Here is a 17,601-nt window from a genome sequence, read left to right as displayed (position 1 = left end):
AGCTCTTTTTTATTGGAAAAAAGCAATAGTCATATAGCGTGAATAGGTTGTAATTATGGTAAAATCTACGTATATGATAAGTCGAGGAGAGAAAATGTGTGAGGATTACGAAGGGGAAGGTTATCGGTGTAATCATACTTATTGCATTATGTATACCATTTACTGCATGGAAAGAATCAAAAGTGAAAGGTTTTCCGGTTTCTATTTTTTCTTCCTATGTAGAAGACGAAAACCCGAAGGACTATAAGTACACTGCTTTTGTACCTGACTTTGCAATTTGGATAGGTGGATGGGAAAAGCAGCGATCTGAAGGTGAAATAACATCATATAAAAAAGGGGAGCGAACTGTAATTGTTCATCATCCACCTGGTAATGATGCTTTTTATCTATATGATACAAATGATAGTAGAGAAGATACGCAACCGTAAGAAGTGGAGGTTAAATAGTGAAAGCTTCTACATTACTATTTAAAATTGAAAGTAATATGGATCAATTTTCACCAGCTGAAAAGAAGGTTGCCATGTACATAATGGAGAATGCAGAGATTGTTCCGAACTTAACGACGAAAGAAGTGTCAACGAATGCAGGCGCAAGTGAGGCGAGCGTTGTTCGCTTTTGTAAGTCGATTGGAATCGGAAGTTTTAAAGCATTTAAAATCGCACTCGTTCGCGAATTAACGATTGCTGATTATAATATTAACGATTTTTCAGTGATGAATACGGAAGATGGACCGTATGACTTGTTTAATAAAGTTACATATGTGAATAAAGCTGCAATTGAGGCGAGCGTTACGGCTATAGATAAGAAGGAGCTGGAAAAAGCAGCAGACCTTATTGTAAATGCGGATAAAATTATATTTTACGGAGTAGGCGGATCAGCTACTCCAGCGATGGACGGGGCTTATAAATTTACAAGGCTCGGATTTACTGCAATGATGCTATCTGATTTTCATATGATGTTGCCGCTTGTGACAAATTTAAAAGAGGGCGATATATTTGTGGCGATTTCAACATCTGGTCGTACGAAAGATGTACTTGAAATGGCGCAATATGCGAAGAGACAAGGTGCAACAGTTATTGCGATTACCAAGCTCGATCAATCATCACCGTTATATAAAGAGGCGGATATTCGTCTTTGTATGCCAGATGTAGAACAAGATCATCGTATTGCGAGTATTGCTTCGAGAATGACACAGCTGAATATGATTGATGCTTTATATGTGATTACTTTTAATCGTATTGGTAATAAAGTGCTGGATCGATTTATGGAGACAAGAGAAGAAGCCTTGCGGTTACGGAAGTTAAAATGAGAAGATGGGGAAACCCATCTTTTTTTGCGTACTGACATAAAGTGAAACTTTAATAAGTGGGGGGGCATCCCCCACTTATTATTAGTTGAACCAATCGGACTTTTACAGGCAGTTGATCCCCCACCTATCTTCTTTGCTTTCGCTGAATTTGAGGTGGGGGTCTTACTGCCAGTTAAAGTGGGATAAATTCGTCATGAAAAGAAATTAAATTTCATAAAATAATACAGTCATATTGATTTTAAATTTCTTGAAGTTATAATAAAAGTATGAAATTAAATTTCAAAGTAGGTGGTAATATGTTAGAAAATTTATCGACAGAACACCGTAATGAAAAGACGATGAATTTAGATGAGATGAGTATAAAAGAAGTTTTGCAAAGCATGAATGAAGAAGATCGAACTGTTGCGTTAGCAGTTGAAGAAGAGATAGAACAGATTGAACAGGTTGTGCAAACTGTAATTCAATCATTTGAAAGAGAAGGGCGACTCATTTACATTGGGGCTGGTACAAGTGGTCGTTTAGGTATTTTAGACGCAGTGGAATGTCCGCCGACATTTGGCACAGATAATAAAATGGTACAGGGGTTTATAGCAGGAGGATTGAAAGCGTTTACTAAAGCGGTGGAAGGTGCCGAAGACCGTGAAGAGTTCGCGGAAGAAGATTTAAAAAGTATCGGATTAAACGAGAAAGATACTGTAATTGGAATTGCGGCAAGTGGTCGAACTCCTTATGTCATTGGCGGATTGAAGTACGCGGCTAGCGTGGGAGCGAGCACGGCGAGTATTTCTTGTAATAAAAATGCTGAAATAAGTAAATATGCAAAGCTAAATGTGGAAGTAGAAACAGGCGCCGAAATTTTAACAGGCTCAACGCGTTTGAAAGCTGGTACAGCGCAAAAATTAGTACTCAATATGATTTCAACAGCTTCTATGATTGGTGTAGGGAAAGTGTATAAAAACTTAATGGTAGATGTTCAGTCTACAAATGAAAAGTTAGTAGAACGATCAAAACGAATTATTGTGGAAGCAACAGGTGTTAGTTATGAAGTAGCAGCAGAGTATTACGAAAAAGCAGAACGTAATGTGAAAGCCGCGATTGTTATGGTGTTATTGCAGTGTGAGTATGGGGAAGCACTGGAGAAATTAAAAGAAGCGAAAGGGTTTGTGAAGAAGGCACTATAAAATAATAGGGAGGGGGATTCTATTATGAAGAAAGAAGAGAGAATGGCCAAAGAAATTTCAGAGCAACTTGGGGGAGTAAAAAATATTCGTGGTATTGCTCATTGTATGACGAGACTGCGATTAACGCTTCATGATGAAAGTAAAGTGAATATGGACCTTTTGAAAAAGGTTGAAGGGGTTATGGGTGTTATTGAAGATGAGACACTTCAAGTTGTTGTTGGACCAGGGACAGTAAATAAAGTAGCAGCTGAAATGGAAGGTTTAACAGGACTGCGAATTGGTGAGGTGGCAGATCATCATCTTGAAGATCTCGGGCAAGAGATGAAATCAGAGATTAAGAAGAAAAATAATACACCAGTGAAAAACTTTTTAAGAAAAATAGGAAGTATTTTCATTCCGTTAATTCCGGGTCTTGTTGCGTCAGGAATTATAAACGGGGTTGCTAACTTTGCGAAAAACGCAGGTGCTGATCCGAATGCAACATGGCTACAAATGTTACTACTCATTGGTGGCGGTATCTTTACATTCTTAGGGATTTTAGTCGGCTGGAATACAGCGAAAGAGTTTGGCGGGACACCGGTTCTTGGGGCGATTGCTGGTATTTTAATTTTTAACCCAGCGATGGCGAACGTAAAATTATTCGGTGAAGCACTCGTACCCGGACGGGGCGGATTATTTGCAGTTATTTTTGCAGCATGGCTTATGGTTGTAGTGGAAAGACAAGTTCGAAAAGCAGTGCCAAATGCAGTTGATATTATTGTAACGCCGCTTATTACTGTATTAGTCGTAAGTATCGTAACGATGTTAGCCATTCAGCCGGTAGCAGGTTTCTTATCTGAAGGAATTACAAGCGGAATTAATGGGATTTTAAATATTGGCGGCGCGTTTGCAGGAGCAGTACTTGCGGGAACATTTTTACCGCTCGTGATGGTCGGATTGCATCATGGTTTAACACCGATTCATATGGAGTTTATTAATCAAACGCACGTAACACCTTTATTACCAGTACTTGCAATGGCTGGAGCTGGGCAAGTAGGAGCAGCGATTGCGATTTTTGTAAAAACAAAAAATAAACGACTGCGTAACGTAATTAAAGGTGCATTACCAGTTGGATTTTTAGGAATTGGCGAACCGTTATTATACGGTGTTACATTACCACTTGGGAAACCGTTTCTTACAGCTTGTCTCGGTGCAGCTGTCGGCGGTGCATTCCAAGCCGTTATGAAAACAGCCGCACTTGGAATCGGCGTATCAGGATTATCATTAATTCCGTTAATTGCTGATAATAAATATTTATTATATTTCCTTGGATTAGTAGTAGCATATACTTTCGGATTCATCTTTACGTACTTCTTCGGATTCAAAGAAGAAATGGCAGAAAACATATAGAGAAAGGGATTCCTTTCTCTTTTTCTATTCATAGAAAGGGAGATTCATATGATCGGAGTTTCAATTTATCTTGCAAAAGAACGAGTAACGAAACAAGAAGAGTGGCTAAAAGTAGCGAAGAAAAATGGATTTTCATCTATTTTTACATCACTTCATATACCAGAAGATGATCCAAATACGTATAAAGAGTTAATTCAAATACTTGGGAAGCAGGCTCTTGAAAATGAAATGGAATTAATGGTCGATGTTTCTCCAAAATCGCTACACCATTTAGGAATGACGTACGAAAATGTGGAAGAGTTAGTAGAATGGGGTATTACTGGTTTACGAATGGATTATGGCATTACGCCGAAAGAAATTGCGCGCGTATCTCATAAGATGAAAGTGGCTTTAAATGCGAGTACGATTACAAAGTCATTTTGGAAAGAGTTACTTGCAGAAAGTATACGAGTAGAGAATGTAGAAGCATGGCATAATTTTTATCCGCGTCCAGAGACAGGACTAGCAAAGTCCTTTTTACAAAAACAAAACGAATACTTACATGAGTGCGGAATAAAAACGATGGCATTTATTCCGGGAGATGATGAAAAACGTGGTCCGTTATATGAAGGCTTACCAACGTTAGAAAAGCACCGCAATATGCGCCCGCTTGAAGCGTACTTAGAACTTGTACAAGATTGTGGTGTCGATAAGGTGTTAATCGGGGATATAAGCGGAAGTGTAGAAAGTGTACAAGAGATAGCGAGTGCGAGTAGAGGAATTATTCCGCTGCGGTACAAGCCATTGATAGAGAAAAGTGAAGTGTTAAAAATGGTAGAACAAGTGCATACAAATAGACTAGATCCAGCCCGTGATGTCATTCGCTCTGTAGAATCACGAGAAGAAAATAAAGTGGTGTTACAGCCAATGCATACAATTGCAAGAAAGAAAGGCAGCATTACAATTGATAATGAATTGTACGGTAGATATGCAGGAGAGATGCAAGTTGCCACACATGATTTGCTTAAAGATGAGAAAGTGAATGTTGTTGGGATGGTTATAGAAGAGGACTTGTCTTTATTGCCGTATGTTGGCGCTGGAAAAATGTTTCAACTTTTTTGTGCAATAGAGTAAAAGCTTGAATTAGCACTATTCTGTAGGAAAACATTATCCGTAAAAGGGATAATGTTTTTTGTTTTCTTAAAAAAAGTATTTGACGAATGAAATGAAATACCGTATTGTTTTGACTTGTAAATAAAAGTTCACCATAACAAAACAAAAAGGAGAGTTCAAAATGAACCAATATATTGGGAATTTAATTATTCGTATCGTGTTAGGAGTGACATTCTTTGCGCACGGTTTAGCGAAGTTTCAATCAGGTATCGATAACGTAGCAGGATGGTTTACAAGCATCGGCTTACCAGGTGGTCTTGCATACGGCGTAGCAACAGTTGAATTAGTTGGTGGTATATTATTAATTATCGGTTTAGGCGTAAGATATGTAGGACTATTATTCGCTCTTATTTTAGCTGGAGCTATCGTAAAGGTAAATGGAGCAGCAGGTTTATTAGGAGATGGAAAGAATCCAGGATATGAATTAGATCTTGCATTATTAACAATGGGTGTGTATTTATTCGTTGTAAAAGCAGAAGGATATGTAGATCGTTTCGTAAAAGAGAAAGTAATGAAAGCGAAGTAAATTTATTTATAAATTGTTGACTTGACTTGAATTATGATTGTAACTATAATGATTACAACTGATGGATTAAGAATAAAACAATATAAATATTTTTTTGCACAAGTTGTAACTGTAAATGTTACAACTTGTGCAAAAAATAAATAAAACGGGAGGAAGTAATATGCCTAAATCAAATTTAGAAATTATTCGAAGCACGTATGAAGGATCAGCTTCTTCAAATGCAAAACATTTAGTAGAAGCCCTCTCTGAAAAAGTAGAATGGACAGAGGCAGAAGGATTCCCGTACGGGGGAACTTATATAGGTGTAGAAGCAATAATGGAAAATGTATTTAGCCGATTAGGATCAGAATGGGATGATTTTAAGGCGAGTGTAAATATGTGCCATGAAGTAAACGGAAAAGATGTAATTATTGCTGAAGGTGTTTATTCAGGAGTTTATAAAGAAACGGGAAAATCATTTGAAGCAGAGTTTGTTCATGTATGGCAACTGGAGAACGGAAAAATCGTGAAGTTTAAGCAGTATGTAGATAGTCATATTGTTAAGGAAGCGATGAAGAGCTAATGCTTTTTAAATGGATTGTAGGAATATGTATTACAATTATAGTAATCATCTCGTCTATAGTTGGCGGAAAGAAATTGCTTGCATATGTGGAAAAAGAGAATAAAAATATTCAAACCCAGCAAGCGGAAAACGAAAAAGAGAAGAAAGTTGCAGAAGAATCTCCACAAGCTAGTGAAGGTGAAATTATTTCTACTATGCATAAAATGGTGCACCAAAAAGTAAAATCCTCTGAAAAATGGGGATTTTTAGAAATGACAGAAAAGGAAATTTTTAATGTAAAAAGAGATATTGAAAATAGTACAGGTTTTCAATATAAAATGAAGTTATTCTCTATTATAAATAGATGGGAAAAAGGAGATTTTTCTCAAACTGTTGAGGAGCACAACTTTTTATGGAGCCTTCAAGGTGGAGATACTGGCAAGGCGACGGAACGTTTATCACCAGAAGAGGAAAAGCAGTATATAAAAGAAATGAAGAGTAAATAAAAACATCGCCACTCGGATGACGATGTTTTTTCATTAATAATGTTTTCGCAATAAAGCTCTAGTTGGCTGAACAGTAACCGTTTTGAAATGAGAAAATAAATAACATCCCGTCACAACGATTATTGTCCCGAAAATTTGTATCCACGTTAGTTCTTCTCCGAGGAAAAGGAATGCTAAAATAGCTGTGAAAATCGGATTGAAGTTTAGAAAAATACCGGATGTAGTCGCTCCTAATTTTTGCACGCCAATATTCCAAAACACCATACAAAGAACTGTGGAAATAAGCCCAGTATATAAAAGTGATGTTAGGAAAGAAGTATTAATATTGGAAACGGTGAAGCTTCCTATGTTAAATGGCAGTAATAGAATAACGCCGAAAATACCAGAGTATAGTGTTGCCATAAGTGGTGTAGTTGTTTTTGTTGCCCATTTACTACAAACAGAATACATTCCCCAAATACAAACAGCCGCAATCATCCATAAATCGCCGCTATTAAAATGTAGTGAAAATAAAAGTGCAAAGTTACCTTTTAATAGGACAAGAATAACCCCAAAGAATGAAAGAACCATGGATAGGATTTGAAGTGTATTTACTTTTTCTTTTAGAAATAAAACAGAAAATAATGCAATTGAAATCGCATTTAATGTAGAAATAAGCCCTACATTCGTTGCGGATGTTTTTTCTAGTGCTAGAAATTGAAAGATGTTAAAAAGAGCGACCCCTGAAATCCCCATTAGTACTAACGGAAGTATTGCCGCGCGAGGTGGAATGATTTTCTTTTCTTTAAACCATACGATTGGTAATAAACAAACAATCGCAATCATCCATCTTAAACTTGTAAGTGTCATCGGAGACGCGTGATCAACGAGCGATTTTCCAACAACGAAATTTCCTCCCCATAATAAGCTCGTTAATAATAGTAAAAAGACATAAAAATAAGGCATATTAAAATCCCCTTTGTTGTAATCAATGTGAATTGTAAATAATTTTAGCATTTTTCTTTATTGTGTAATATATTATTTTGTATAATGGATAAAAGTTGATAAAATGTTTTGTTTCGAATGATATTTACGGAATGATATTCAGTTTTATATAAATTGTAAGGTGTTTTTTCGAATAATCATCGGTAGGAAAAAGGGGGAATTGTAATGGAGTCGTCTGTTATTAAGGTGTTGGATGATTTAGATGTACAAATTTTAGATATATTGCAGAAGGAGTCTCAAGTAAGTAATGCTGAGCTTGCGCGACGCGTTAATTTATCACCAGCTGCTATGCATGCAAGAATAAAAAGATTAGATGGAGAAGGGTTCATTGATAAGCAAGTAGCTATTTTAAATCAAGAAAAGCTTGGTTTTGATTTGTTATGCTTCATTTTTATGAGTACGAATATTCATCAATCGGATAAACTTGAGGTGTTGGAAAAAGAATTAGAAATGATGCCTGAAGTGTTAGAGTGTCACTGTTTAACAGGAGAGTATGATTATTTATTAAAAGTTGCAAATCGTGATCGTAAAGAGCTGGAGCAGTTTATTCGAAAGCTGAATAAGCTTGGTATTACAAGGATACAGACGAGTTTAGCACTTCGTGAAATTAAATATTCGACGGTATTGCCGATACGAAATGAGGAACCGAGCATCGATTAGATTGCTTGGTTTTTTGTTTGTATAAAGTGATTGACGGGGAGAAAAGAGAGATGTATTATTATATAAAATTATGTATTAAAATTCAATTTAGGTTATAAATATTAATATCGGGGACAAGGGGATATAATATGAAAATCTTTAATGCGGTTACGAGTGATGTGAAAGAAATTTATAGTCTTATTGAAGCTTATGCAAAAGAAGGAGTAGTTTTACCACGTTCTCTTTTATCTCTCTATCAATATTTACAATGTTTATATGTTGTGAAAGAAAGCGATGAGATTGTTGGGGTTGCTGGTTTACATGTGTTAGGGGAGGACCTTGCAGAAGTCCGGTCGTTAGCCGTCTCGCATACATACGCAGGGAAAGGAATCGGGCGTATGTTAGTGAACCATGTAATAAATGAGGCAGCGAAAATAAAAGTGAATAGAGTCATTTCTTTAACATATGAAACGGAATTTTTTCAAAAGTGCGGGTTTGATTTTGTGAATAGAGATGCGTTACCAGAGAAAGTATGGATCGATTGTAGACATTGTCCAAAGGTGGATTATTGTGATGAGGTGGCGATGATTCGATATGTTGGGTGAAATTTTCAGAGAAAAAAGGCCCACTATTATTTACGTAATAGTGAGCATCTATATTTTAGGGGAATTTAAGAACTTGAATTCGTTTTTCTTACCGCAAAATTAAAAATGGGATTTTTAAGCTCATAGTTATAAGTAGAACCATCGACAAGCCCTACAACTCTATCGCTTTCGTAAAGATCAAGCATAAATTGTGCCATTTGTTTTGCGGTGTGGAATTTCGGTACAACATTATCGTATTGGAATTCATCAATATCAAATGAACGTTTTGCAAACTCTGTTTCAGTTGCACCAGGTGCTAAAACCTTTGCTTGCAGTTTTGCACCTTGTTGTTTCAATTCGTGAGATAAACCTTCTGTAAATGCACTTACATAGAATTTCGTAGCGCAATACGTAACAGCATCAGCAACGATTGTGTATCCACCGCCTGATGAAACGTTAATAAGTTGTGTGCCATCAACCATTGAATAATCTCGAACAAAAAGAGAGGAGAGTATTGTTAGTGCTTCTATATTTACATGTAACATCGTTTCTATTTTATTTAAATTTTGTTCAGCAATGGAGGCGAAATTACCAAAACCGGCGTTGTTAATCCACGTTTCAATTTGAAAGGCTTGTAGGCTTTCATACAGCTTATAAACATTTTCCGTGATAGATAAATCCGTTCTTCGAATAACAACATCCAATTCTGGATTCATTTCGTTAATTTTTAATTTTAATCCGTCTAATTCTTCTTGTCTTCGAGCTACAAGTATTAAGTTCTTTCCGCGAGCTGCAAAGGCTAAAGCCGATTCATAGCCAATTCCAGAACTCGCACCAGTAATAACAGTGTATTTCATATAAAATCCCCCTAAGTTCAAATAAATATATTATGGTTAGATTTTATTTGTTAGAGTATACTCTAAGTCAAATGTTTTTTATGAATTTGATAAGGCTATAAAATATATGAGGATAAGCACGTGGAGGGAGTTAGAGTATGTACACAATTAGCGAGGCGGCTAAATTAATAGGAGTGAGTACACATACACTACGTTATTATGAAAAGGAAAATATATTAATTGCAAATCGCGATACAAATGGGAATCGAATGTATGAAGAGTCACATATAAAGTGGTTGCATTTTGTCATGAAATTAAAACAAACGCAAATGCCAATAGCGAAAATAAGAGAATATGCTAGGTTATATTTAGAAGGGGAGCATACAACAGAAGCTCGTTTACAGCTCCTAGAAGATCATAGGAAATCTATTCAGATTCAAAGAGAAAACTTAGTAATTACAGAAAAGATGCTGGAGAATAAAATTATTGCATATAAGGCCTCTTTGGAAAGTAAATAGAAAACATAATCCGACCCTTAATTATTTATGATAAAAATGGATTTGATCTCATAGTGTGCCGGCAAATAAAAAAGAGCAGCTAGCAAAAGCTAACTGCTCTATTCAAGGGATCTCTCCAAGGGGGAGTGGAGAAAATATTATGTTACTAGCAGTATTGACAGGTTATTAGGAAATATACAAATCGGATGAAAGAAATTTCAAATAATCTTTCGGTATTGACAGTTTTTAAAATATTCATGTACAATATATATGAATGACATTCAGTCATTTCTTCTTTGGAAGGATGTAGTTAGTTTAAAAACGGAACAAATATAAATGGTAAATGAGGATGATAGTTGTTTATATATAGTATTGATGAAAGATCATATTTTTTTAAAACAAAAATGACTGATAGTCAGTCATAAGAGGTGAGAGGTATGAAAAATAGAGCTTGGTTATATGTCATATTAACATGTATCTTTGAAATTTTTTGGGTGTTTGGTTTTAATACGGCCGATACTTGGTGGCATTGGATTATTATTTTAGGCGTTATCGCTGTTGATTTTCACTTTCTTTCTAAAGCGTGTGAACATCTTGCGACAGGAACTGTATATGCCATCTTTGCCGGAGCTGGTACGGTAGGTACTTTTTTAATGGATGTATTCCTTTTCGGTGGAAGTTTCAGTGTAGGGAAGTTATTCTTTATCGTGATGGTTGTAGCTGGCGTTATCGGTTTAAAGCTAGCTGATAATAAAGAAAAAACTGTGGAAGGAGCTGCTTAAAGATGGGTTGGTTTTTCGTATTTTGTGCTGCAATTAGTGAAATAGTCGGTGTGATTGGTCTTAAAATGTATAGTAAAGATAAAACGTTAGCAAATGGTGCAATTTATATAGGTGGATTTGCTACATCCTTCGCATTCTTGTATACATCTTTCTTATTTTTACAAGTAAGTGTCGCTTATGCGGTTTGGATTGGTATTGGAACAGCAGGTGCCGTTTTATTAAACATGTTCCTGTTTGGTGAGTCGAAAAGTAAAGCACGTATCATTAGTGTGGCTCTTATTGTATGCGGAGTGACAGGATTAAAGGCTCTTTCTTAAAGATATATTGTATTTTATCTCCTAATGGTTTATTAGGAGATTTTTATTATTAAAAAATGATTTCCTCTTAGAGTTCACTATCATTGACAGTACAATCGATTATCTTATAAAATGAGTGACAGTCATTCAATATGTGTGTGAAAGGGTTTAGATGATGAATAAAAAAGAAAAAATTGTCTATGCAGCTATTGAAGTGTTTCAGGAAAAGGGCGTTGAAAAAACGAAGATTTCTGATATCGTGAAATTGGCTGGCATTGCACAAGGAACTTTCTATTTATATTTTCCTTCTAAGTTATCTGTTATGCCTGCAATAGCAGAAGTAATGGTTGAAAAGATGATACTTGCAGTGAAAGAAAAAGTGCAAAATGATGCGCCTTTCTCAAGTAAAGTGACGCAAGTAATAGATGCGGTGTTTCACTTTATAGCGGAATATCGTGAAATACAAGCTTTAATGTATGCGGGTCTTGCATCTACAGAACATATAAAAGAATGGGAAGCTGTGTATGAGCCTCTTTATATGTGGCTAAGCGAGTTTTTAAGTGCGGCGAAAGAAGCTGGTGAAATTCGTGATTCGGTTCACGCGGAAAGAACGGCTAAGTTATTTATCGCTCTTGTTGAATCTGCAGCGGAACAAGTTTATTTATATGATCATAAAGATGAGGAGCAAGTCGAGCTACAAAAGGCAGAAGTACTAGATTTTTTAACACATGCACTACATATAAAGAGGTAGTAAGATGAACCTGTCTGAAAAGGTAGGTTCATTTTTGAGGAAAACTGAATGATAGTCATTCACCTAATGCGTATGTATGTGTGGAAGGATAGAGTGAAATTCTAATGAGTGGGGGCATCTCTACTCATGATTAGCCCACAAATAGCAGGATAAAGAAAAAGCTTCTTGGGCATTATTTTTTTGAGGAACTTACGGGAAGAGGTGTTAAAAAGTGAAGAAACCGATAAAAGAACAAAAGATGGTATTGGTCATTCTTTTGAGTAATATATTTATCGCTTTTTTAGGGATTGGATTAATCATTCCGGTTATGCCGTCCTTTATGAATGACATGAGTTTAACAGGGAAGACGATGGGATATCTCGTTGCAGTATTCGCAATGGCTCAGCTCATTACGTCACCTATTACAGGCCGGTGGGTCGATCTTTACGGTAGGAAGAAAATGATCATCATTGGATTATTTATTTTTGGTGTTTCAGAACTTCTTTTTGGATTAGGAAAAGATGTGTGGATGCTTTATGCAGCACGGGTGTTAGGCGGAATTAGTGCCGCGTTTATTATGCCTGGTGTTACGGCATATGTTGCGGATATTACATCTATGCAGGAACGTCCAAAGGCGATGGGATATTTATCAGCGGCGATTAGTACTGGTTTTATTATAGGACCTGGAATTGGTGGATTTATTGCAGAGTATGGTATACGTGTGCCGTTTTTCGTTGCAGCAGCAATTGCCTTTATAGCATGTGTAATTTCGATCTTTATTTTAAAAGAACCGTTAACGAAAGAAGAACTTGCAGAGATTTCTGCTAACACGAAAGAATCAAGCTTTATTGGTGATTTAAAGAAATCATTACATCCAATGTATGCAATTGCATTTATTATCGTATTTGTACTCGCTTTCGGTTTATCGGCGTATGAAACTGTTTTTAGCCTGTTTTCTGATCATAAGTTTGGTTTTACACCGAAAGATATTGCAGCAATTATTACAATTAGCTCCATCTTTGGGGTAGTTGTGCAAGTATTTATGTTTGGTAAATTGGTTGATATGTTCGGTGAAAAAGTGTTAATTCAAATATGTTTAATTGTAGGTGCAGTATTAGCTTTCGTTTCAACTGTAGTCTTTAATTATTGGATTGTACTTCTCGTTACTTGTTTCATTTTCCTTGCATTTGATTTGCTTCGTCCAGCTTTAACGACGTTTTTATCAAAAGCAGCTGGAAAAGAGCAAGGATTCGTTGCTGGTATGAACTCGACTTATACGAGTTTAGGAAATATTGCAGGACCAGCGATGGGCGGAATATTATTTGATATGAATATTCATTATCCATATGCATTTTCAGGAGTTGTTTTAATAGTTGGTCTCGGCATTACATTTATGTGGAGAGAGAAACAGCTAGCTCAAAGTTTTGCGAAGTAATGTAGTGAATAACGAAAAGCCTCTTACTATTTTTATGGTAAGGGGCTTTTCGTTTATAAACTTAATCCAAAACGCTTTAATTCAATAAATATCCCCTCTAATTGCTTTCCTTTATCCGTTAACGTGTACTCTACGCGAGGCGGAACCTCTGGATATACTTTTCGCGTTATAATTCCTTGTGCTTCCAATTCTTTTAGGCGAAGTGATAATGTTTTCGGACTAATCCCGTCCATTGATTTTTGTAAATCACTAAAGCGTAATGTTCCTTCGATAAGAAGGTCGCGAATGATTAAAAACGTCCATTTTGTACTAATTACGTCAAGTGTTTTAGCGATAGGACAAGGTATGCCTGGTAAACCTTTCGTTAATACAACTGGATCTATATTGTTCATGGAACTAGCCTCCATAAAATTTTTTTCGATGAATTTGCTTTATAGTATCACAAAACTATACTTTTGGTAACTATATGAAAAAAATATCACTACTTCCATAAAGGAAGTTAGTGCATATACAATAGCAATACGAAATACAAAGGGTTTGTATGAGGAGGTGATTTTCATGGGGATAAAAAAGTTGTTTGGGTTCTTTAGTTTGTTTGTTGTTTGTATTGTACTTGTAGCATGCGGTGTGGAAGAAAAAACGGAAGTCCAGTTATTAAAAGAAATGCCAAAGCCAAAAGCAATGACAATTGATCCCTCACTAAGTAAAAAGGAAGCGAACGAAATGGTTCATGCAGCGCAGCGTTTTTATGCATTTTGGGATACAGGTAAGGAGGAACTTATTCTGCAAACTGTTTCTGAAGATTTTTCCGATAATACATTGCCGAAAGGGCGACCACAAGGAACGGAAGGATTAAAGTTTGCGGCACAAAATTTTCGTAAAGTCGTTCCTAATATACATTGCGAGATTGAAGATTTATTAGTCGTCGGTGATAAAGTAACAGCTCGTCTTTCTTTTACAGGAACGCATAATGATAAGAAAATCAATTTTTTTGCAATTGATATGTTACATGTGAAAGACGGAAAGATAACGGAAGACTGGCATTTAGAAGATAATCTTACGCTGAAACAGCAACTGGGGTTAATAGCCGAGGAGTAAAATAAGGGAGAGAAAAGCGATGAAAAATATATTCATTATAAATGGACATGAAAAATACGGTACAAAGGAAGGCAGATTAAATAAAACGTTAGTTGATTATATGATAACTGTATTAAGCGAGAAGCATCATGTAAAAACGACAACGATTCAGGATGGATATAGTATTAAAGAAGAGCAAGAGAAGTTTTTATGGGCAGATGTTGTAGTGTATCAAACACCAATTTACTGGTTTAGTGTACCGGGATTATTTAAAACGTATATGGATGAAGTATATGAATACGGCTTGTTCTTTAAAGGTGCAGATGAATATGGAACAGGTGGTTTACTAAAAGAGAAGCAGTATATGTTTTCTACAACTTGGAATGCACCTGAAAAAGCATTCGGGGATAAGACTAAGTTCTTTGAAGGAGAAAGTTTAGAATCAACGCTTAGTCATTTACATCGCGTGCAGAAGTTTCTCGGTATGAGTCCGTTAAAGAGTTTTGCTTGTTATGATGTGGTGAAGAATCCTACTGTTGAGAAGTATTTAGAGAACTTGAAGAACCATTTAGAAGAAGTCATTTAATCATTACAGCCATCCCCGTATTTAATGCGGGGATGGCTGTATCCATAACTTCGCAAAATGAATCAATTATTACATTTTTTAAAGAAGAAGGGTATGTTTTTTCTTTTTAAAACGGATCAACTTCAGCTAAATTTGGAGTAGTACTAGGCTGTAGCAAAAGATTTTTTAACGTTCCTACTTCAGAAAGAGCTACTAATATGTAGCCACTAATCAGTACAATAAGCCCAATGACGCGTAACGTTTGTAAGCTCACTTCATTATTATTCGTTTCCGTTGGATTTGGGGGCGTTGAAGGTGGATTATTGTTCATAGCTAGGCTCCCATCTTTTTTATTTATATATGTGTAAAATTATTATTTAACTTATGGATAGGAATTATATAGTCATTTTCACTATATGAGAAATGCCTATGAAAAGTGATTAGAAATTTTGGAGCGAGAAAAGGGGGCGTCTCAAAAAATCATTGAAAATGAGATTCTTTTTGTTTTTCATACAAATAAAAAGGTTAACCAAAGTAGCTAAACAGCTATTTTGGCTAACCTCTAATAACTATCCTAGTATACGCAATGATTCTTCAATAAACGCTGGGATGTCCTCCGGTTGTCTACTTGTTACTAGCTGATTTTGGCATACAACCACTTCTTTATCATGAAAATTTCCATCGGCATTTCTCAAATCGACTGCAATGGATTTATATCCAGTTACATCGCGTCCTTCAAGTGTTTGTGCAGTGATAAGTAGCTGAGGTCCGTGACAAATAGCGAAAACAGGTTTTTTCGCATCCATAAATGCTTTGCTAAAGCGAACGAAACGTTCATCTGCACGAAGTATATCTGGGGAAAATCCGCCTGGTATGAAGAGGGCATCAAAGTTCTCTGGAGAAACATCATCGATACTTTTATCAATTACAACTTCACTTTTTCCTTGTTTACCGTGTACTGTTTTACCTTTTTCTGCTTCAATAGTTGTTAATTCATATCCCTTTTGTTTAAAAGCTTCTGCTGGCTCTGTGTATTCTGTGTCCTCGAAATAATCTGTTATTAAAGTAGCAATTTTTTTACTCATTCTAATCCGCTCCTTACATTATATTATCGGTTCCAGAATCGTCCTTGGGCAATGCCTTTTATAAAGTGAAACTTTAATTCATATTTTTTCATTCCCTCCAGTTCCTTTGCCCTGTTAATTTAATACATACCCTTTTTATTAGGACGTAAACATGTATTATCGTTTTTGTATGTAAAAATCATAAAATATCGGTTGTTTCAGTAATTCTTGTTTGGGGAAGAAAAATAAAAAAGCCAAGGAGATAATTTATTTTCTCCTTGGCTTTTTTATTTTTTTCGTTAAAATGCAGAAATTCGTTGCTTCGTTTTTGGTACAATAATAAATTTGATCCAGAGTAACCCGATAATCATAATGATAAGGCTATGTAAAAATTGTCCTGTAGCAATGAGTATAACAATTGAAAATACAATGAGTTGAATGCTTAGTAATATAAAGATTAAGCGAAGAAATTGATTCATTCGTTTCTCAGTATCAATGGGATATAATGCTACTATAATATTTCCCGAAAAATATTTCCACAGGGAACGGAGCTGCATAGAAATCATATATAGGACGATGTAAGCGATAGCGCCTTTTACGTATATGTTTGGTATAAAATATAAGGCGAAGGCACCGATCAATCCTAAACGAATATATATACCGAAATAATCATTCCCACGTAAAAATGCTAGTGTATGTAAATAGAAGAAAGTTGCTCGTTTTTTATGTAATAAAGGTTCAATCCAATTTGTAAGCCATTTTCTTTTATTTACTTGCTTATTCAGTTGCGGAACATCGGTGAAAATGCTAGCAAATTGATAAAAACGAACGTCCATTTTTTCTTCTTGCTCAATTATGTAATCCCATGGTATTCGTTTGGTAGGCTGTTTTTTCGTGTATAGAAGTAGGAAAGCAAGTAGTAAGAGCAATCCGCCTAATATGAGAACATGTGCCGAGTAAAACAGCATGTAAATGATTAGGGCGTTACAAGCGATACGAATAATGAACCATATGTTTTTTTCATGACTATCACGCCACATCCAATGTGTATATATATTCCAAGCTTTCGTAATCATTAAAACAATAAAGATTGTACATAAAAAAGGTACAGTTAATTGTAATGATTGCAGGGCAAGTGGAACGAGAATAAGGAACGTAAATAATAATGGGAAAAGCTGAATGATGTAATTATATAGAAGAGATTTTTTAAAATAAGATGTTAGTTTCTCTTCTAATGCAAGCAAATAGACAGCATCAGGTTTTTGAATAAATGTACGGATCGGGCATCTCGTTATAATCGCTGTTAGGACGATTGTAATAAGTAATAAAGATAGTCCTTTAGAAGGAGCTGTCTTAAGAAACTTTGCGTAATAGTAAGCACCTATACAGGCAACGAAGATAAAGCTATATAGTAAACCGTTAATCATACGTGCAAAGTATGTAATGATATTTTGAATATGTTGTTGGAAGCGGCTGCTCCATAGTGATTCGATTGACATGTTTTTCAC

23 protein-coding genes are annotated in these 17,601 nt (G+C 35.7%); 17 read left to right on the top strand and 6 right to left on the bottom strand.

The annotated features are described in order from the left end of the window. The first annotated feature begins 98 nt into the window (after positions 1-98). The 8 genes from QEP67_RS23725 to QEP67_RS23690 all read left to right on the top strand — a co-directional run bounded on the left by QEP67_RS23725 (position 99) and on the right by QEP67_RS23690 (position 6,604). Positions 99-428 carry a hypothetical protein gene (locus QEP67_RS23725; protein WP_001223249.1) on the top strand — a complete coding sequence of 110 codons (330 nt, stop codon included), beginning with the start codon at positions 99-101 and terminating at the stop codon, positions 426-428. 17 nt (positions 429-445) lie between these two features. Beyond that, a complete protein-coding gene (locus QEP67_RS23720) occupies positions 446-1,309 on the top strand; it encodes a MurR/RpiR family transcriptional regulator (protein ID WP_000648158.1) in 864 nt (287 codons plus the stop codon). Positions 1,310-1,605: 296 nt separating this feature from the next. After that, complete coding sequence (murQ, locus tag QEP67_RS23715) at positions 1,606-2,490, top strand: N-acetylmuramic acid 6-phosphate etherase (RefSeq protein ID WP_341057493.1); 885 nt, start codon at positions 1,606-1,608, stop codon at positions 2,488-2,490. Positions 2,491-2,514: 24 nt separating this feature from the next. Beyond that, positions 2,515-3,879 (top strand): PTS transporter subunit EIIC, encoded by a 1,365-nt coding sequence (locus tag QEP67_RS23710; protein ID WP_325805617.1) that lies wholly within the window; start codon positions 2,515-2,517, stop codon positions 3,877-3,879. A 48-nt stretch (positions 3,880-3,927) separates the two neighbouring features. Continuing rightward, entirely contained in the window at positions 3,928-4,992 is a 1,065-nt protein-coding gene (locus QEP67_RS23705) for a MupG family TIM beta-alpha barrel fold protein (protein ID WP_000580610.1), read from the top strand. A 160-nt stretch (positions 4,993-5,152) separates the two neighbouring features. Beyond that, positions 5,153-5,557 (top strand): DoxX family protein, encoded by a 405-nt coding sequence (locus QEP67_RS23700; protein WP_001077753.1) that lies wholly within the window; start codon positions 5,153-5,155, stop codon positions 5,555-5,557. A gap of 160 nt (positions 5,558-5,717) precedes the next feature. Next, positions 5,718-6,119: a nuclear transport factor 2 family protein gene (locus tag QEP67_RS23695; protein WP_001126714.1), complete on the top strand. Its 402-nt coding sequence runs from the start codon at positions 5,718-5,720 to the stop codon at positions 6,117-6,119. Beyond that, complete coding sequence (locus QEP67_RS23690; RefSeq protein WP_000897985.1) at positions 6,119-6,604, top strand: PRK06770 family protein; 486 nt, start codon at positions 6,119-6,121, stop codon at positions 6,602-6,604. The genes QEP67_RS23695 and QEP67_RS23690 overlap by 1 nt, the downstream gene beginning before the upstream one ends. Before the next feature lie 33 nt (positions 6,605-6,637). Here the strand turns inward: QEP67_RS23690 and QEP67_RS23685 are convergent, their stop codons facing one another. Next, the gene (locus tag QEP67_RS23685) at positions 6,638-7,549 is read right to left on the bottom strand and encodes a DMT family transporter (protein ID WP_001146271.1); all 912 of its coding nucleotides are present in this window, start codon (positions 7,547-7,549) and stop codon (positions 6,638-6,640) included. A gap of 204 nt (positions 7,550-7,753) precedes the next feature. Between QEP67_RS23685 and QEP67_RS23680 the strand changes: the two genes are divergently transcribed. After that, entirely contained in the window at positions 7,754-8,248 is a 495-nt protein-coding gene (locus tag QEP67_RS23680) for an Lrp/AsnC family transcriptional regulator (RefSeq protein ID WP_000446108.1), read from the top strand. A gap of 128 nt (positions 8,249-8,376) precedes the next feature. Beyond that, positions 8,377-8,832: an N-acetyltransferase gene (locus tag QEP67_RS23675; protein ID WP_000689148.1), complete on the top strand. Its 456-nt coding sequence runs from the start codon at positions 8,377-8,379 to the stop codon at positions 8,830-8,832. A 65-nt stretch (positions 8,833-8,897) separates the two neighbouring features. On the opposite strand, the gene QEP67_RS23670 is transcribed toward QEP67_RS23675, so the two are convergent. Next, positions 8,898-9,668, bottom strand: coding sequence for an SDR family NAD(P)-dependent oxidoreductase (locus tag QEP67_RS23670; protein ID WP_000878086.1), 771 nt, complete (start codon positions 9,666-9,668; stop codon positions 8,898-8,900). A gap of 137 nt (positions 9,669-9,805) precedes the next feature. On the opposite strand from QEP67_RS23670, the gene QEP67_RS23665 reads away from it, so the two are divergent. The 5 genes from QEP67_RS23665 to QEP67_RS23645 all read left to right on the top strand — a co-directional run bounded on the left by QEP67_RS23665 (position 9,806) and on the right by QEP67_RS23645 (position 13,387). Further along, a complete protein-coding gene (locus tag QEP67_RS23665) occupies positions 9,806-10,165 on the top strand; it encodes a MerR family transcriptional regulator (RefSeq protein ID WP_000288053.1) in 360 nt (119 codons plus the stop codon). 416 nt (positions 10,166-10,581) lie between these two features. Further along, entirely contained in the window at positions 10,582-10,926 is a 345-nt protein-coding gene (locus QEP67_RS23660) for an SMR family transporter (protein ID WP_341057498.1), read from the top strand. 2 nt (positions 10,927-10,928) lie between these two features. Continuing rightward, positions 10,929-11,243 carry a multidrug efflux SMR transporter gene (locus tag QEP67_RS23655; RefSeq protein ID WP_000539670.1) on the top strand — a complete coding sequence of 105 codons (315 nt, stop codon included), beginning with the start codon at positions 10,929-10,931 and terminating at the stop codon, positions 11,241-11,243. Between the two features lie 151 nt (positions 11,244-11,394). Beyond that, positions 11,395-11,973: a TetR family transcriptional regulator gene (locus QEP67_RS23650; RefSeq protein WP_002108767.1), complete on the top strand. Its 579-nt coding sequence runs from the start codon at positions 11,395-11,397 to the stop codon at positions 11,971-11,973. Positions 11,974-12,184: 211 nt separating this feature from the next. Beyond that, positions 12,185-13,387 (top strand): MFS transporter, encoded by a 1,203-nt coding sequence (locus tag QEP67_RS23645; RefSeq protein WP_000742967.1) that lies wholly within the window; start codon positions 12,185-12,187, stop codon positions 13,385-13,387. 53 nt (positions 13,388-13,440) lie between these two features. Here QEP67_RS23645 and QEP67_RS23640 read toward each other — a convergent pair whose 3' ends face one another. Continuing rightward, the gene (locus tag QEP67_RS23640; RefSeq protein ID WP_001059473.1) at positions 13,441-13,779 is read right to left on the bottom strand and encodes a helix-turn-helix domain-containing protein; all 339 of its coding nucleotides are present in this window, start codon (positions 13,777-13,779) and stop codon (positions 13,441-13,443) included. A gap of 166 nt (positions 13,780-13,945) precedes the next feature. Here QEP67_RS23640 and QEP67_RS23635 point away from each other — a divergent pair, with 166 nt between their 5' ends. Together QEP67_RS23635 and QEP67_RS23630 are read left to right on the top strand one after the other, a co-directional pair. After that, on the top strand, positions 13,946-14,485 hold the full coding sequence (locus tag QEP67_RS23635) for an ester cyclase (RefSeq protein WP_000511550.1): 540 nt from the start codon (positions 13,946-13,948) through the stop codon (positions 14,483-14,485). Positions 14,486-14,504: 19 nt separating this feature from the next. Beyond that, positions 14,505-15,050, top strand: a complete 546-nt coding sequence (locus tag QEP67_RS23630; RefSeq protein WP_000789171.1) for an NAD(P)H-dependent oxidoreductase — start codon at positions 14,505-14,507, stop codon at positions 15,048-15,050. A gap of 106 nt (positions 15,051-15,156) precedes the next feature. On the opposite strand, the gene QEP67_RS23625 is transcribed toward QEP67_RS23630, so the two are convergent. The 3 genes from QEP67_RS23625 to QEP67_RS23615 all read right to left on the bottom strand — a co-directional run bounded on the left by QEP67_RS23625 (position 15,157) and on the right by QEP67_RS23615 (position 17,592). Next, positions 15,157-15,360: a hypothetical protein gene (locus QEP67_RS23625; RefSeq protein ID WP_001063864.1), complete on the bottom strand. Its 204-nt coding sequence runs from the start codon at positions 15,358-15,360 to the stop codon at positions 15,157-15,159. Between the two features lie 238 nt (positions 15,361-15,598). Then, on the bottom strand, positions 15,599-16,114 hold the full coding sequence (locus tag QEP67_RS23620) for a type 1 glutamine amidotransferase domain-containing protein (RefSeq protein WP_000037555.1): 516 nt from the start codon (positions 16,112-16,114) through the stop codon (positions 15,599-15,601). A 278-nt stretch (positions 16,115-16,392) separates the two neighbouring features. After that, on the bottom strand, positions 16,393-17,592 hold the full coding sequence (locus QEP67_RS23615; protein ID WP_000021394.1) for an ABC transporter permease: 1,200 nt from the start codon (positions 17,590-17,592) through the stop codon (positions 16,393-16,395). Positions 17,593-17,601: the final 9 nt, after the last annotated feature.

Source organism: Bacillus cereus group sp. MS39 (genome assembly GCF_040448665.1).
GTDB lineage: Bacteria > Bacillota > Bacilli > Bacillales > Bacillaceae_G > Bacillus_A > Bacillus_A wiedmannii.
This window is presented reverse-complemented; position numbering and strand designations above follow the sequence as displayed.